The 14,223-nt window shown below is 61.9% G+C and carries 16 protein-coding genes; 7 read left to right on the top strand and 9 right to left on the bottom strand.

Features of this window, described 5'->3' with window-relative positions; genetic code table 11:
* Positions 1–43: 43 nt before the first annotated feature.
* Both TSA66_RS10900 and TSA66_RS10895 read right to left on the bottom strand, forming a co-directional pair.
* The gene (locus TSA66_RS10900; protein ID WP_040040034.1) at positions 44–940 is read right to left on the bottom strand and encodes a polyprenyl synthetase family protein; all 897 of its coding nucleotides are present in this window, start codon (positions 938–940) and stop codon (positions 44–46) included.
* Positions 937–1,191 (bottom strand): exodeoxyribonuclease VII small subunit, encoded by a 255-nt coding sequence (locus TSA66_RS10895; protein WP_040040033.1) that lies wholly within the window; start codon positions 1,189–1,191, stop codon positions 937–939. The genes TSA66_RS10900 and TSA66_RS10895 overlap by 4 nt, the downstream gene beginning before the upstream one ends.
* Before the next feature lie 371 nt (positions 1,192–1,562).
* On the opposite strand from TSA66_RS10895, the gene TSA66_RS10890 reads away from it, so the two are divergent.
* The 3 genes from TSA66_RS10890 to TSA66_RS10880 all read left to right on the top strand — a co-directional run bounded on the left by TSA66_RS10890 (position 1,563) and on the right by TSA66_RS10880 (position 4,515).
* Positions 1,563–2,663 carry an aromatic ring-hydroxylating oxygenase subunit alpha gene (locus TSA66_RS10890; protein ID WP_040040032.1) on the top strand — a complete coding sequence of 367 codons (1,101 nt, stop codon included), beginning with the start codon at positions 1,563–1,565 and terminating at the stop codon, positions 2,661–2,663.
* Between the two features lie 65 nt (positions 2,664–2,728).
* Positions 2,729–3,649 (top strand): DMT family transporter, encoded by a 921-nt coding sequence (locus TSA66_RS10885; protein ID WP_040040031.1) that lies wholly within the window; start codon positions 2,729–2,731, stop codon positions 3,647–3,649.
* An 11-nt stretch (positions 3,650–3,660) separates the two neighbouring features.
* The gene (locus tag TSA66_RS10880) at positions 3,661–4,515 is read left to right on the top strand and encodes a sulfurtransferase (RefSeq protein ID WP_040040030.1); all 855 of its coding nucleotides are present in this window, start codon (positions 3,661–3,663) and stop codon (positions 4,513–4,515) included.
* Here TSA66_RS10880 and TSA66_RS10875 read toward each other — a convergent pair.
* From TSA66_RS10875 to polA, 3 genes are all read right to left on the bottom strand, one after another.
* The gene (locus tag TSA66_RS10875) at positions 4,512–5,240 is read right to left on the bottom strand and encodes a ZIP family metal transporter (RefSeq protein ID WP_040042448.1); all 729 of its coding nucleotides are present in this window, start codon (positions 5,238–5,240) and stop codon (positions 4,512–4,514) included. The two genes, TSA66_RS10880 and TSA66_RS10875, sit on opposite strands and share 4 nt — an antisense overlap.
* A gap of 143 nt (positions 5,241–5,383) precedes the next feature.
* Positions 5,384–6,268 (bottom strand): dienelactone hydrolase family protein, encoded by an 885-nt coding sequence (locus tag TSA66_RS10870; protein ID WP_040040029.1) that lies wholly within the window; start codon positions 6,266–6,268, stop codon positions 5,384–5,386.
* Positions 6,269–6,292: 24 nt separating this feature from the next.
* Positions 6,293–9,034 (bottom strand): DNA polymerase I, encoded by a 2,742-nt coding sequence (gene polA / locus TSA66_RS10865; RefSeq protein ID WP_040040028.1) that lies wholly within the window; start codon positions 9,032–9,034, stop codon positions 6,293–6,295.
* Here polA and TSA66_RS10860 point away from each other — a divergent pair, their 5' ends adjacent.
* The 4 genes from TSA66_RS10860 to TSA66_RS10845 all read left to right on the top strand — a co-directional run bounded on the left by TSA66_RS10860 (position 9,035) and on the right by TSA66_RS10845 (position 12,085).
* Positions 9,035–9,772, top strand: coding sequence for an LOG family protein (locus TSA66_RS10860; protein WP_040040027.1), 738 nt, complete (start codon positions 9,035–9,037; stop codon positions 9,770–9,772). It abuts the gene before it with no gap.
* 106 nt (positions 9,773–9,878) lie between these two features.
* Positions 9,879–10,289 carry a DUF2782 domain-containing protein gene (locus TSA66_RS10855; RefSeq protein ID WP_040040026.1) on the top strand — a complete coding sequence of 137 codons (411 nt, stop codon included), beginning with the start codon at positions 9,879–9,881 and terminating at the stop codon, positions 10,287–10,289.
* 63 nt (positions 10,290–10,352) lie between these two features.
* Positions 10,353–11,309 carry a homoserine kinase gene (locus TSA66_RS10850; protein WP_040040025.1) on the top strand — a complete coding sequence of 319 codons (957 nt, stop codon included), beginning with the start codon at positions 10,353–10,355 and terminating at the stop codon, positions 11,307–11,309.
* Positions 11,310–11,311: 2 nt separating this feature from the next.
* Positions 11,312–12,085 carry a BPSS1780 family membrane protein gene (locus tag TSA66_RS10845; RefSeq protein ID WP_040040024.1) on the top strand — a complete coding sequence of 258 codons (774 nt, stop codon included), beginning with the start codon at positions 11,312–11,314 and terminating at the stop codon, positions 12,083–12,085.
* Between the two features lie 37 nt (positions 12,086–12,122).
* Here TSA66_RS10845 and TSA66_RS10840 read toward each other — a convergent pair whose 3' ends face one another.
* The 4 genes from TSA66_RS10840 to TSA66_RS10825 form a co-directional block, all read right to left on the bottom strand.
* Entirely contained in the window at positions 12,123–12,602 is a 480-nt protein-coding gene (locus tag TSA66_RS10840) for a hypothetical protein (protein WP_040040023.1), read from the bottom strand.
* A 146-nt stretch (positions 12,603–12,748) separates the two neighbouring features.
* Positions 12,749–13,219: a periplasmic heavy metal sensor gene (locus tag TSA66_RS10835; RefSeq protein ID WP_040040022.1), complete on the bottom strand. Its 471-nt coding sequence runs from the start codon at positions 13,217–13,219 to the stop codon at positions 12,749–12,751.
* A complete protein-coding gene (locus tag TSA66_RS10830; RefSeq protein WP_040040021.1) occupies positions 13,216–13,653 on the bottom strand; it encodes an anti-sigma factor family protein in 438 nt (145 codons plus the stop codon). The genes TSA66_RS10835 and TSA66_RS10830 overlap by 4 nt, the downstream gene beginning before the upstream one ends.
* On the bottom strand, positions 13,650–14,216 hold the full coding sequence (locus TSA66_RS10825; RefSeq protein WP_040040020.1) for a sigma-70 family RNA polymerase sigma factor: 567 nt from the start codon (positions 14,214–14,216) through the stop codon (positions 13,650–13,652). Before TSA66_RS10825 ends, TSA66_RS10830 begins: the two co-directional genes overlap by 4 nt.
* Positions 14,217–14,223 lie beyond the last annotated feature (7 nt).

Here is a 14,223-nt window from a genome sequence, read left to right as displayed (position 1 = left end):
GGCCAAGCTGCCGTTATTGTGCAGGCGAGTATTTCGGTTCGCCCTATGCATTCCGTTGCACGATCAAGTCTGCCAGTTCCCGCAAGCGCCGCGCCTTGTCCCCGAACGGGATCAGCGCATGGTGCGCGTCATTCCGCAATTTTTCCGCCAGAGCCTGCGATTGCGCCAGGCCGAGGATCGATACATAGGTCGGTTTGTTGTCGGCCGCATCCTTGCCGGCCGTCTTGCCGAGCGTGGCCGAATCGGCCGTCGCATCGAGCACGTCGTCAACCACCTGGAAGGCCAGCCCGATCGCCGCCGAATAGGCATCCAGCGCTGCGACTTCAGCACTTGCCAGTTCCTTGCCGCTCATCGCGCCCAACAGCACCGACGCGCGCAGCAATGCGCCGGTTTTCAGGCGATGCATCTGCTCCAGCTGCGCCAGCGACAGCGTCAAGCCGACGCTCTCCAGGTCAATCGCCTGGCCGCCGCACATGCCCACCGAGCCGGACGCGTGCGCCAACAACCGCAACATCGCCAGCAGGCGGGCGGGAGGCGCCCCCTCCGCCTGCAACAGCGCCAAGAAGGCTTGCGCCTGCAGCGCGTCGCCGACCAGCAAAGCAGTTGCCTCGTCGTATTTCACATGAACGGTCGGCTTGCCGCGCCGCAGCGCATCATCGTCCATGCAAGGCATATCGTCGTGCACCAGCGAATACGCATGGATCATCTCGACGGCAGCGGCGGCGCGCGCCAGCAACGCCGCCTCGGCTTCGAACAAGTCGCCGGCCGCAAACACCAATAGCGGCCGCACGCGTTTGCCGCCATCCAGCACCGCGTAGCGCATCGCCTCATGCAAGCGCGCCGGCGCATGACCTGCCTCAGGCAGGAAGGACGCGAGCGCATGTTCCATCGTCGACTGGACGGTTTTCATCCAGTCGTGAAATGCCTGGGAAGCCGTCATTCGTCCGCCTCGACCGCAGAGTCGGACGCGAACGGCTTAAGCATCTCGCCCTCCAGCACCTTGACCTGGCTATCTACCTTGTCGAGCTGCCCGGCGCAGAACTTGACCAGTTCGGAGCCGCGCTTGTAGGCGGCCACCGATGCCTCCAGCGGCAATTCCCCCGCCTCCATCTGGGCAACCAGCTGTTCCAGCTCGGCCATCGCCTCTTCGAAAGAGGCCGGTTGCGCGGCAGGCGTAACTTTGTTTGACATAGTGGGCAAATATAAAGTGTAGCCCGTTATTTTAGAACAAACCACCTTACAGAGTTGGGGCGAAGCAAGCGGCTCGCACGATTTGCAAATGCCGGGCAGCAAATCATGCACCCACGTAAGCATGCGCTCACTTTCAAAGTGGAGCTCAACAACTCTATTGCTGCGCTGATTCGCAACAAAGCGCCTGAAAGCGCAGGAAAACATACACCCGCCTCATTTTTTGCCGGAACTCACGGAAGATCAGGCGGCGTTTCCATGGTCTGGGGTATAATCGCCTGTTCTGTCCAAAATTTCCGTTTCATCTTATTTGAATACAGGTTTTTGCGGATTCTTTCTCTCTTAGGTTGGTGCAAATTAATTTGGGGGTGGGGATGTCCGATCTGGCTTCTTTTGCCAAGCTCGCGCGATCCGACGCGCAACTTCCGGTCAACGTCTACTTCGACGACGCGCTGTTGCAGCAAGAAATCAAGCAACTTTTCCATCAGGGTCCACGCTACGTCGGCCATGAGCTGATGGTGCCGAACGTGAACGACTATGCCACGCTGGCATGGGAAAAAGAAGGCCGCATGCTGGTACGCGGCCCGCACGGCATTGAATTGCTATCCAACGTGTGCCGCCACCGCCAGGCAAAGATGGTCGACGGCAGGGGTAATTCCGCCAATATCGTCTGCCCACTGCATCGCTGGACCTACGATCTTCAGGGCGAACTGATCGGTGCGCCGCATTTCGAAAATACACCGTGCCTGAACCTGCCGAAGACCCAACTGCAAAGCTGGAACGGCCTGCTGTTCGAGCAGAACGGCTTTGATGTCGCCAAGACGCTGGCTGGTCTCGGCGTCACCAAGGACCTCGATTTTTCCGGCTACATGCTGGACCACGTCGAGGTGCACAACTGCGACTACAATTGGAAGACCTTCATCGAGGTCTACCTGGAAGACTATCATGTCGAGCCGTTCCATCCGGGGCTGGGCAACTTTGTCACCTGCAGCGACCTGCGCTGGGAGTTCGGCGAGAACTACAGCGTGCAAACCGTCGGCATCAACCACGCGCTGTCGAAGTTCGGCTCGCCGAAATACAAGCGCTGGCAAGAACAGGTGATGAAGTTCCGCAACGGCGTGGTTCCGCAGCATGGCGCGATCTGGCTGACCCTCTACCCGAACATCATGGTCGAATGGTATCCGCATGTGCTGGTGGTATCGACCGTGTGGCCGAACGGCACGAACAAAACCACCAACGTGGTCGAGTTCTACTACCCGGAAGAAATCGTGCTGTTCGAGCGCGAGTTCGTCGAAGCCGAGCGCGACGCCTACATGGAAACCTGCATCGAGGACGACGAGATCGGCGTACGCATGGATGCGGGCCGCCGCATCCTGCTCGAGCGCGGCGTCAATGAAGTCGGCCCCTACCAGTCGCCGATGGAAGACGGCATGCAGCACTTCCACGAGTGGTACCGCAACCGCATCGCACTGTAACCTCGCTGCCACGGGCGGCCGCCCTGCGGCCCGCCCTTCTTTTTCGACCTCCGTAAGGCTCCCCGATGCAATCGCTCTGGATGCTATTTGCAAGCTTCGCCTTCTCCATCATGGGATTGTGCGTGAAGCTGGCGTCCAGCCTGTACTCCACGGCGGAAATCGTGATGTATCGGGGCGCCGTCGGCGTGCTCTTCATGTTCACGCTCATCAGGCTGCATGGCGGCAGCTTCAAGACCGGCCTGCCCTGGCACCACCTGTGGCGCGGCTTGATTGGCGTCGTCGCGCTCTGGCTCTGGTTCTATGCAATCGGCAAGCTCCCGCTGGCGGCCGGCATGACGCTCAATTACATGTCGCCGATCTGGATCGCCGCCATCCTGTTTACGGCGGGCTGGTGGTACGGACAGAATCGTTTCGAATGGGGGCTGGCCGCCGCGATCGCCTGCAGCTTTGTCGGCGTGACGCTGCTGCTGCGCCCCGTCTTCCATGCTGAACAATGGTTTGCCGCACTGGTCGGACTGGCCTCGGGCGTGCTGTCCGCGCTCGCCTACTTGCAGGTGCGCAAGCTCGGCCAGATGGGCGAGCCCGAATCCCGCGTGGTGTTTTACTTTTCGCTGACCGGCTTGGCGGCCGGCGTGATGGGCACGCTTGCCAGCCACACGACCTGGCATCCACACAGCGGCAAGGGCCTGTTTCTGCTGGTCTCGATCGGCGTCACCGCAACCGTCGCGCAGATCGCGATGACGCGCGCCTACCGTCTGGGCAAGACGCTGGTGACGGCAAACCTGCAATATACCGGCATTGTGTTTTCGAGCATCTGGGGTGTGCTGCTGTGGGACGACAACCTCGGCTGGCTAGGGTGGCTGGGCATCGCTGTCATTCTGCTCAGCGGCCTGGCCGCAACCTATTACAATACGAGAAAAATCAATGCGCCGGCCGGTCGTCCTTCGGCAGCCGAAGCGAATGACCCGATAGCTACTGAAGTGTAGGAGGAGACGCAATGCCGTATACCACCCTGATTTCCGCTACTGACCTGGCGAAGAATATCCGGGATACGAACTGGGTCGTGCTCGATTGCCGGCACGACCTGGCCAATCCGGATGCCGGGCGCAGCGCTTATGCGGCAGGGCATATCCCGGGTGCGCAATTCGCCGATGTCGAAACCGACCTGTCGGACAAGTCGCCCGGGCCGCACGGCGAATTCCGCGGACGCCATCCCCTGCCGGAACGTAATGCCTTCACCGAAACGCTGCGCCGCTGGGGTGTCACCCACAGCTCGCAAGTCGTGGCCTACGACGCACACGGCGGCATGTTCGCCGCGCGACTGTGGTGGATGCTGCGCTGGATCGGCCATGAATCGGCGGCCGTTCTGGACGGCGGCTTGCAAGCCTGGCAGGCGCTGGGATTACCCTTGTCCACCGAACCGGCAACGCGCCCGCGCGGCAACGTCGAGCCGCATTCATCGCGCATGCTGACCGTCAGCGCCGGCGAGGTGCTGACAAATCTGTCGAACCCGACGCGCACCGTGATCGACGCGCGCGCACCGGACCGGTTCCGCGGCGAGAATGAAACGCTCGATCCGGTCGGCGGCCACATTCCCGGCGCAATAAACCGCTTTTTCAAGAACAATCTGCAGGAAGACGGCCGCTTCAAGCCGGCCGATCAATTGCGTTCCGAATTCTCGGCGCTGGTGACAGTGCCGCAGGCGACCATCATGCAATGCGGCTCCGGCGTGACCGCATGCCACAACCTGCTGGCGATGGAAGTGGCCGGACTGTCCGGCGCCGTGCTGTATCCGGGTTCGTGGAGCGAATGGTGCGCCGACCCGGCGCACCCGGTTGCTACCGGGAGCTAGTGCTCCCGCCCGGTCAGGAACAGCACTACGCCGACGCCGACGGCAATCAGTATGACTTGCGGGATGGTTTCGCGCAGCGTCGCGCGGCGCTGCATCTGCGGCATCAGGTCGCTGACCGCAATGTAGATGAAGCCGGACGAGGCAAACACCAGCACGTACGGAATCCAGCCGGCCGCGCGGTCCAGCATCGCATAACCGAGCACGCCGCCGACCACCGCCATCAGGCTGCAGATCAGGTTGTACATGTAAGCGCGCGTGCGCGTGAAGCCGGCGTTGAGCAGCACGATGAAGTCGCCGATTTCCTGCGGAATTTCATGCGCGATGATCGCCAGGCCGGTGATGATGCCGAGGCTCGGGTTGGCGAGGAAAGCCGCGGCGATCAGGATGCCGTCGGTGAAATTGTGCAAGCCGTCGCCGACCAGGATCATCCAGCCGGCCTTGCCCGCCTCGTGCTTGTCGTGGCCGTGCGCATGGCCATGGCCGTCGCCTTCGTAATGATGCGAATGGCGCAGGATGGCGAATTTTTCGAGCAGGAAAAATCCCAGCAAGCCGCCCAGCAGCGTCGCAAACAGCGCATGCGTGTCGGCCTGCGATTCGAACGCTTCCGGCAGCGCATGCAGCAGCGAGGTCGACAGCAGAATGCCGACCGACAGGCTGACCATCCGATCGACCACCTTCGACAGCAGCGAGAATGAAAACGCGGCCGCCGCGCTAATGCTGATCACGCCCGAAATGGTCGTGGCCAGCAGGATGGATAACAGCGTGGAGTCGATTTTGAGCCCCTGGAAATGCAACAAAGTTGCAAATTAAAGCACAGACAAGGTTTTTCGGCAAACCGAACGGGGCCGGCGAGGCCGGCCCGACCAATCTATGCCACGCCGTGCGCCTTGAACCATGCCAGGCAGCGCTGCCACGCCGCCTTCGCATCCGCCTCCACATAGCTCGGTCGGTAATCGGCATTGAATGCATGGCCGGAATTCGGAAACACCACGATTTCCGACTTGCTGCTGCCCTTGGCCAGCTCGGCTTTCATCTTTTCCACGGTATCAAGTGGAATGCCGCTGTCCTTGCCGCCGTATAATCCGAGCACCGGCACCTTCAGGCCGGCAGCGATATCGACCGGCTGGGTCGGCGTCAGCGCCGTTTTTTCCCCGACCAGCCGGCCATACCAGGCCACGCCCGCCTTCACGTCGGGATTGTGGGCACAGTACAGCCAGACGATGCGCCCGCCCCAGCAAAAACCCGTGATGCCCAGCTTATCGGTGTTGCCGCCATGGTCCTTTGCCCACGCCACGCAGGCATCGAGGTCCGCCATTACCTGTGCGTCGGGCACCTTGGCGATGACTTCCTTCATCAGCTCGGGAATGCTGCCATACGAGGCCGGGTTCCCCTGGCGCACGAACAGATCGGGAGCAAGCGCAAGATAGCCCTGCTTGGCAAAGCGACGCGCGATATCGGCAATATGCTCGTGCACCCCAAAGATTTCGGACACAACCAGGATCACCGGCAGGTTGCTCTTGCCTTCCGGCTGGGCGCGGTACACCGGGACCGTCTGGCCGTTGACGGTGACGCTGACTGTGCCCGCCGTCAGGCCGGCCGTGTCGGTCTTGATCACGCTTTGCGCCGCGACCGGCAAGACGGCCGCCGCAAAGCCGGTGCCCAGCGCCGTCATCAGGAAATCACGCCGGTCGATGCCGTCTGACAACGGCGTCTTTGCAACCAGGCTGTCAAAATCTTCTTTCAAGTCTTGCATCACGCTCCTCCGAAAAATGATTGATCAATGTGCTTGGTCCCAGTTCCTGCCCACGCCCACCTCCGCAATCAGAGGCACTTTCAGTGCCGCTACGCTGCGCATCAGTTCCGGCAGCTTGTGCTGAATGTTCGATAGCTCCGTTTCCGGCACTTCGAGCACCAGCTCGTCGTGCACCTGCATCACCATCTTCGACTGCAGCCGCTCGCCTTCGAGCCAGTCCTGCACCGCAATCATCGACAGCTTGATGAGGTCGGCGGCGGTGCCCTGCATCGGAGCATTGATCGCCGCGCGCTCGGCCGCCTGGCGGCGCGGGCCGTTGGGCGAATTAATCTCGGGCAGCCACAGGCGGCGGCCGAACACGGTTTCGACGTAGCCGTGCGCCTTGGCCTGGGTGCGCGTGTCGGCCATGTACTGCGCCACTGCCGGATAGCGCTGGAAGTACTTGTCGATATACAGCTGAGCGGCGGAACGCTCGATGCCGAGGTTGCTTGCCAGGCCGAACGCGCTCATGCCGTAGATCAGGCCGAAATTGATTACTTTCGCATAGCGGCGCTGTTCGTTCGTCACGTCCGCGCGCTCGACGCCGAAGATTTCCGACGCGGTGGCGCGGTGAATATCCTCGCCTTCGGCGAACGCGCGCAGCAGGTTCTCGTCGCCGGAAATGTGCGCCATGATGCGCAGCTCGATCTGCGAGTAGTCAGCCGACACGATCACACTGCCTTGCGGCGCGATGAAAGCTTCGCGAATGCGCCGCCCTTCGGCCGTGCGCACCGGGATGTTCTGCAGATTCGGATCGTTCGACGCGAGGCGCCCGGTCACCGCCACCGCCTGCGCATAGTTGGTATGCACGCGTCCGGTATCGGGATTGACCATCTTGGGCAGCTTGTCGGTATAAGTCGACTTCAGCTTGGACAGCCCGCGATAGTCGAGCAGGATCTTTGGCAGCGGATAGTTCTCGGCCAGCTTCTGCAGCACTTCCTCGTCGGTCGAAGGCGACCCCGACGGCGTCTTTTTCACCACCGGCAGCTGCAGCTTGTCGAAGAAGATTTCGCCGATCTGCTTCGGCGAATTCAGGTTGAACGGCTGGCCGGCCAGCTCGTAGGCCTGGCGCTCCATCTCCAGCATGCGCAGACCCAGTTCATGCGACTGCGCGGCCAGCAGCTGCGCGTCGACCAGCACGCCGTTGCGCTCGATCTTTTGCAGCACGACCGAGGTCGGCACCTCGATCTTTTCGTAAATGAACTTCAACCCCTCGCTCTGCGCCACCTGCGGCCACATCGCGTGGTGCAGCTGCAGCGTCACATCCGCGTCTTCGGCTGCGTATTCGGTGGCGCGCTCGAGGGCCACTTCGTCGAAGCAGATCTGCGACGCGCCCTTGCCGCACACTTCCTCGAAGGTGATGGTCTTGCGGTTCAGGTGGCGCAGCGCTAGGCTGTCCATGTCGTGGCTCTTGTGCGACTCGAACACATAGGATTCGAGCAGCGTATCGTGCACGATGCCACGCAGCGTCACGCCGTGGTTGGCAAAGATATGAGAGTCGTATTTCAGGTGCTGGCCGACCTTGGGCTTGCCTGCGTCTTCCAGCCAGGGCTTGAGCTTTTGCAGCACCAGTTCGCGCGACAGCTGTGCCGGCGCATCCTGGTAACGATGCGCCACCGGGATATAGGCGGCCACGCCCGGCTTGCAGCACAGCGAAATGCCGACCAGTTGCGCGCGCATGGGGTCGAGCGAGGTAGTTTCGGTGTCGACCGCCGTCAGGGAGGCGCCATTGATCGTATCCAGCCAGCGGTCGAGCTGCGCTTCGGTCAATACCGTTTCATACTCGGCGGCCACCGCGGCAGCCTCGAACAGGCTGGCTTGCGGCTGCCCGTCATGCACCTGCGCTGTGGCGCGCGTGCCGGCAGCCTCGCCGCTCAGTTCGCGCAGCCAGGTCTTGAAGCCATAGCGGCGGAAGAAGTCGATCAGCGCCTCATTGTCGACCGGCTTGGCCGCCAGCGATTCCGGAATCGAGATCATGTGCGCCTTCAGGTCGCAGTCGGTCTTGACGGTGATGAGCGTGCGCGCCGTGGGCAGCCAGTCCAGCGCGCGGCGCAGGTGTTCGCCGACCGCGCCGCCGACGTCCTTGGCATGCTCGATGACGCCATCCAGCGAGCCGTACTGGTTGATCCATTTGACTGCGGTTTTCGGCCCCACCTTGTCCACGCCCGGTACGTTGTCGACCGCGTCGCCCACCAGCGTCAGGTAGTCGACGATGCGTTCCGGCGGCACGCCGAACTTGGCTATGACGCCGGCGCGGTCTAGCTTTTCATTGGTCATCGTGTTGATCAGCGAAACATGGTCGTTCACCAGCTGCGCGAGATCCTTGTCGCCGGTCGACACCACCGCCTGCATGCCGTGCTCGACGGCTTGCACCGCCAGCGTGCCGATCACGTCGTCGGCCTCGATGCCCTCGACCATCAGGATCGGCCAGCCGAGCGCGCGCACCGCTTCGTGGATCGGCTCGATCTGCCGGGCCAGGTCTTCCGGCATCGACGGCCGATGCGCCTTGTACTCCGGATACAAATCGTCACGGAAGGTCTTTCCTTTTGCATCGAATACACAGGCAATGTATGCTGCAGAGTAGTCGTTGCGTAACTTGCGCAGCATGTTGATCATGCCGTAGATGGCGCCGGTCGGCGCCCCTTCCGCGTTGCGCAAGTCCGGCATGGCATGGAACGCGCGATAGAGATAGCTGGAGCCGTCAACCAACAACAGGGTTTTATTCATATGGTGTCAAAGGGAAAAAACGTGCCACGCCTGCGGCAAGTGGCAGACATCAATCGCGCCACGGCGAAAAAGGCACGCGAGTCGTGGCATATGCTCACGATTATGGCAGAGTTTATCGAGTCGACTGAACGCCTGTCGGAGCTGCGTCCGGCGGTGTCGATTTTCGGCTCGGCCCGCATCAAGCCGGAAGATCCCTACTACCAGAAAGCCGTCGACATCGCGCGCCGCCTGTCCGATGCGGGTTTGGCCGTCATCTCCGGCGGCGGGCCGGGCATCATGGAAGCGGCGAACAAGGGCGCGTTCGAAGGCGCATCCGCCTCGGTCGGCCTGAATATCGAGCTGCCGCACGAACAGCGCAGCAACATGTGGCAAGACATCTCGATCAGTTTCCGCCACTTCTTTGCGCGCAAGGTGGCATTCGTGAAATATGCGGATGCCTATGTCGTGCTGCCGGGCGGCTTCGGCACACTGGATGAAATGTTCGAAGCATTGACACTGATTCAGACCGGCAAGTCGCGCCGCATTCCGGTGATTTTGGTCGGCACCACCTTCTGGCGCGGATTGCTCGACTGGTTCCGCGACCGGCTGGCGGCGGATGGCATGATCGCCGACAAGGATCTCGACCTGGTGCAGCTGATCGATGAACCGGCCAACATCGTGGACGCGATCTTTGCGTTTTATGAGGCGCGCGAGGATTTACTTTCGCCGGAAAGCAAAGAAACCGGCGCGTATTTATAATACCGACGCAGTTATTTTCCAGGCCAGCGGGCGCGGTTTGCTAAAATGTTTCGGAGAGGCTCGACTCGCTCGAGCCGCACTGTCCCATAACACGTCAAAGAACATCATGCGCACACTCAAGGCCTGGCATCTTACGGCAACCTGCATTGCCGCCTTCGCAACGCCTCTGCTGGCCCACGCTCAACAAGCCGACGCTCCGCCGCCACCCCAGATGCAAAAGCTGGAAGAAGGCGACGCGCCGGCCATCACGATCCGCAAGCCCGACCAGGAGCGCAAGATCACCGAAAAGCGTGCCCGCGGCGGCAAGGTAACCGAAGTGAAGGTCACCAACGGCAAGAGCACCTATTACCTGAAGCCGAACGAGCAACCCGGCGCCATGCCCGGCGACGGCCAGAGCAGCGCCAACCGCGGCGCGCAGTGGCAAGTCAAGGAATTCGACTTGAGCCGCAAGCAGGAAGCGGCGTCGGAACAGGCTGCGTCCATCCCTGCGCCGCCGCCCGCACCGGCAAAAAAATAACGCGCATTTAAATAACGCGCATTTCGCCCCCACATTCCCGATTTTCTTTTTTCGATTTCGCTCATGGCAGTATTCACCCCGGTCAGCCTGGATGACCTCACGCAATGGATTACGCAGTTCGATCTTGGCAAGCCGCTGGCGATCAAAGGCATTTCATCCGGCATTGAAAACAGTAACTTTTTCCTCACAACTGAAGCCGGCGAATTTGTCCTGACGATTTTCGAAAAGCTGACTTTCGAACAACTGCCGTTCTACCTGCAACTGATGCGCCATTTGGCCGACCGCAGCGTGCTGGTGCCGGCGCCTGTCGCAAATCGCCAGGGTGAAATCCTGCATACGCTGCATGGCAAGCCGGCATCGATCGTGACCAAGCTCAAAGGCGCGTCGCAACTGTCGCCCAAGCCAGTGCACTGTGCCGCCGTTGGTGCCATGCTGGCAAAAATGCATATCGCCGGCCAGGACTTCCCGCTGCACCAACCCAACCTGCGCGGGCTGGATTGGTGGCTGGCAACCACGCCGACCGTGCTGCCGTACCTGCCGCAGGATGGCCAGCATTTGCTGCGCGCGGAAATCCACGCGCAAGATGCGTTTGCCGGCTCGGCGGTATATCACGCGCTGCCGCGTGGGCCGATTCATGCCGACCTGTTCCGCAACAATGTGATGTTCGAAGGCGACCGCCTGACCGGCTTTTTCGATTTCTACTTCGCCGGCTGCGACACTTGGCTGTTCGACGTGGCAGTGACGGTCAACGACTGGTGCATCGATCTGGACAGCGGCGCGCTCGACTTGGCACGCCTGCAGGCGCTGCTTGCGGCCTACCATGCGGTACGGCCATTCACCGAGGCGGAAAGGGAAGCCTGGCAGCCGATGCTGCAAGCCGGAGCGCTGCGCTTCTGGCTGTCGCGGCTGTATGATTTCTACCTGCCGCGCGAAGCGGAAATGCTGACGCCGCACGACCCGTCCCATTTCGAACGCATTTTGCGCCAGCGCATCAACAACCCGGCTCCGGCATTATTTTGACAATGGAAAAATTGCCCGCACGTACAGGCTGGCTTTGGGTGAAGGAAGGCTTCGCATTGTTTCGCAAGCAGCCTTTCGAAATGTCGACCCTGTTCTTGAGCTACATGTTCCTGATGCTAGCCATCGGCATCGTTCCACTGCTGGGGCAAATCCTGCCGCTGGTGCTGGTGCCGGTGTTTTCGATGGCCTTTATGCAGGCATGCGTCCAGATCGAACAGGACAAGAAAGTCTTTCCGAACCTGCTGCTGACCGGTTTCCAGTCGCCGGCCTTGCGCAGCCTGCTGCTGCTCGGCGTGCTCTACCTGCTGGCGGCGGTGATCGCGATTGCCGCCTCCGCGCTGGTCGACGGCGGCGTCCTCTGGGATCTCATGAGCGGCCAGAAGGAGCTCGACGAGCAAACCGTGCGCCAGTCCAATCTGACGCTGGCGATGATTTTTTCGGCTGCCGTCTACACGCCGGCAGCGATGGGTTTCTGGTATGCCGCGCCCTTGATCATGTGGCAGAACATGAGCGTCGGCAAGGCGATGTTCTACAGCTTCTTTGCGGTGCAGCGCTCGGGCAAGGCCTTCCTGACGTATGGACTGGCGTGGATACTGATCGGCGTGCTGCTGCCAGCCATCGCCAGCAGCATCATCGCCATGCTCTTTGCGCGCGCGGCGGCGGTGATGGTCGTCCTTTTGCCGCTGACGCTGATGCTCACGGTGGTCATGTATTGCTCGTTCTATCCCACCTACACCCATATTTTCGGCCGGCCACAGCAGCCTCCCGCCGCCTGAGCCGCGCAACGCAGGCCGGTTGCCGCTGCGCCTGTCATCAATGCGGCAATTTGACCGGCTTCCAGCCGGCGTGGTCGAAGTACTTGCCATAGGTATTGACGGCCTGCGCCGCCTTGACCACGCCCAGCGCCCGGTCCTTGTCGGGCTGCCGCCCTTCGAGCGCATCGACGCCTTGCGTGAGCTCGGCGATGATCACATGAAGCTGCGCATCTGCCTTCGGATCAAGCTTGCAGTTCTGCACGATATAGCCGATCTGGGTGTTGATGTCTTGCCCCAGCTGTTCGTACTGGGCCGGCGACAGTTTGCCGGCATGCGCTTGCGGCAGTGCAGCGGCAACCTGGTCCCTGATCGTGCCCATGCCCTTGAGCAGCGGCTCGTCAGTCGACCATTTCTTGCCCGCGTTGAGCTCGATTTTCTGCGGCGCCGCGCCGTGTTCATGATGGTCGTGCCCGGCAGCGAGCAAGGTCAACGGGAAAGCAAGCGAGATCGCGGCCAGTAAGGATGCTGAGGATTTCATTGTGTATGGGTTCCATAAAAATATTCAAGATACGCCGCCTGCAAGCGGCCCTGTCTGCTTAAACGAAGCACCCGTGAAAATGTTCCATGCTTAGACGCTGCAACGCCTACGGCACTTCGCCCTCCTCCACGCAGGGATGACAGGCCCTAGCGCCGGTGCAGCACTTCCTCTTCGGTGGCTTCCTGCGCATAGCGGTTCAGTAACAGCGCCATCAGCTTTTCCCGCTGATGCGGGTTCAGCACATCGCGCTCGGCGAGCAACTGTTGCATGACGCGGCGCTGCTGGCTGTCCTGCAAGGCAGCGATGCGGGCCTGCTCGGCATCGAGCACGGTGCGGTCCGGCGCCGCCGACAGGGCCTGCCTTACCAGGGTTTCGCGATGCGCCTTGATCTCGCGCCAGTTGGCCGCCAGATCCTTCAGAAAGCCGCGCTCCATCTCATCCCAGCGCCGCCGCTGTTCGGCGCTCAACGCCAGATAATCCGGCAGGCTCACGTGTTCGCTCTGCGGCGCCGTCGTATGCGGGATGGCTCCGAGCCTGTCGGCGGCGACGGTCGCGACGATGCCGGCATTGAGCGATAGTGACACGGCCAGCAGCCATTTCAGCGCAGTGCGATTCATTGCAGTCCTTTCGATATGCCGCACAGTTCGGCCGCGGCGCAAAGCCCGCCGGGCGGGACGGGATCGAACACGCGCGTTACCGGCGTCGACGGCGCGACGGCAGCGCCGGTGCCGATCCACATCGCGCCCAGCCAGGCGCCGGACGCCAGCGACAGCGCCACCGCCAAGCCGGGCGCGCCCCATGCCGTCCAAAACGACCGGGGTGGCCGTGGCCTGGCTGCGCCGCGCGTCCGGAATTCCAGATTCGCCGCCAAGTCGAAGCCCAGCCCCGGCGACGGCAGGGCGTGCATCGCCTCCCGCAGCGCCAGCAAGTCATCGAGCTGCTGCCGGCACACCGGGCAGCCGGCCAGATGCGGCGCAAACTGCTGACGCTCGGAGGGCGTCAGTATATCGTCCATGTAAGCGGAAATTTCGGCATGCCTCGGGCAGTTCATCGGCGTGACTCCGTTTGATGTCTGACAATGTCGAGCAATGCGGCCCGCGCCCGCGCGATGCGCGACTTGACGGTGCCGATGTTCAGGTCCAGCACGTCCGCGATATGTTCATAGCTCATGTCTTCGATTTCCCGCAGCAGCAGGATTTCGCGATGTTCGGCCGGCAGGCGCAGCAACGCGGCTTCCAGCATGCGGTAGCGCTGCGCCGTTTCGACGATGGCCTCCGGCCCGGCGGCCGCATCGGGCACATCGGTGTCGTCGTCCAGTTCCACGAACTCGACCACCTTGTCGCGCCGCAGCAGGTCGAACGCGCCATTGCGCGCGATGCGAAACAGCCAGGTCTTGAACTGGGCATCGGGGCGCCAGCGATTCAACCCCTGGTAAGCGCGCAGGAAGGTATCCTGGGTCAGTTCCGACGCATCTTCCGGCGTGCGGACCAGCCGCAGCAGGAAGCGGTAGATGCGGTCCTGATAGCGCGCGACCAGCTCGGAAAATGCCCGGCTGTCGCCGCGCTGGGCGAGGATGGCGCATTGCATGTCGTCGAGGTGGGCAAGGGTTCGCATTATCGAT

Source organism: Noviherbaspirillum autotrophicum, from assembly GCF_000818395.1.
In the GTDB taxonomy this organism is placed as follows: Bacteria; Pseudomonadota; Gammaproteobacteria; order Burkholderiales; family Burkholderiaceae_D; genus Noviherbaspirillum; species Noviherbaspirillum autotrophicum.
Note: the sequence above shows the minus strand (reverse complement) of the source record. Positions and strands in the feature narration are given on the sequence as shown.

What these genes read in the sequence shown, in the direction of transcription:
- TSA66_RS10900 (WP_040040034.1), bottom strand. Translation starts at nt 940, where the DNA reads ATGACGGCTTCCCAGGCATTTCACGACTGGATGAAAACCGTCCAGTCG.
- TSA66_RS10895 (WP_040040033.1), bottom strand. Translation starts at nt 1,191, where the DNA reads ATGTCAAACAAAGTTACGCCTGCCGCGCAACCGGCCTCTTTCGAAGAG.
- TSA66_RS10890 (WP_040040032.1), top strand. Translation starts at nt 1,563, where the DNA reads ATGTCCGATCTGGCTTCTTTTGCCAAGCTCGCGCGATCCGACGCGCAA.
- TSA66_RS10885 (WP_040040031.1), top strand. Translation starts at nt 2,729, where the DNA reads ATGCAATCGCTCTGGATGCTATTTGCAAGCTTCGCCTTCTCCATCATG.
- TSA66_RS10880 (WP_040040030.1), top strand. Translation starts at nt 3,661, where the DNA reads ATGCCGTATACCACCCTGATTTCCGCTACTGACCTGGCGAAGAATATC.
- TSA66_RS10870 (WP_040040029.1), bottom strand. Translation starts at nt 6,268, where the DNA reads ATGCAAGACTTGAAAGAAGATTTTGACAGCCTGGTTGCAAAGACGCCG.
- polA (WP_040040028.1), bottom strand. Translation starts at nt 9,034, where the DNA reads ATGAATAAAACCCTGTTGTTGGTTGACGGCTCCAGCTATCTCTATCGC.
- TSA66_RS10860 (WP_040040027.1), top strand. Translation starts at nt 9,035, where the DNA reads ATGGTGTCAAAGGGAAAAAACGTGCCACGCCTGCGGCAAGTGGCAGAC.
- TSA66_RS10855 (WP_040040026.1), top strand. Translation starts at nt 9,879, where the DNA reads ATGCGCACACTCAAGGCCTGGCATCTTACGGCAACCTGCATTGCCGCC.
- TSA66_RS10850 (WP_040040025.1), top strand. Translation starts at nt 10,353, where the DNA reads ATGGCAGTATTCACCCCGGTCAGCCTGGATGACCTCACGCAATGGATT.
- TSA66_RS10845 (WP_040040024.1), top strand. Translation starts at nt 11,312, where the DNA reads ATGGAAAAATTGCCCGCACGTACAGGCTGGCTTTGGGTGAAGGAAGGC.
- TSA66_RS10840 (WP_040040023.1), bottom strand. Translation starts at nt 12,602, where the DNA reads ATGAAATCCTCAGCATCCTTACTGGCCGCGATCTCGCTTGCTTTCCCG.
- TSA66_RS10835 (WP_040040022.1), bottom strand. Translation starts at nt 13,219, where the DNA reads ATGAATCGCACTGCGCTGAAATGGCTGCTGGCCGTGTCACTATCGCTC.
- TSA66_RS10830 (WP_040040021.1), bottom strand. Translation starts at nt 13,653, where the DNA reads ATGAACTGCCCGAGGCATGCCGAAATTTCCGCTTACATGGACGATATA.
- TSA66_RS10825 (WP_040040020.1), bottom strand. Translation starts at nt 14,216, where the DNA reads ATGCGAACCCTTGCCCACCTCGACGACATGCAATGCGCCATCCTCGCC.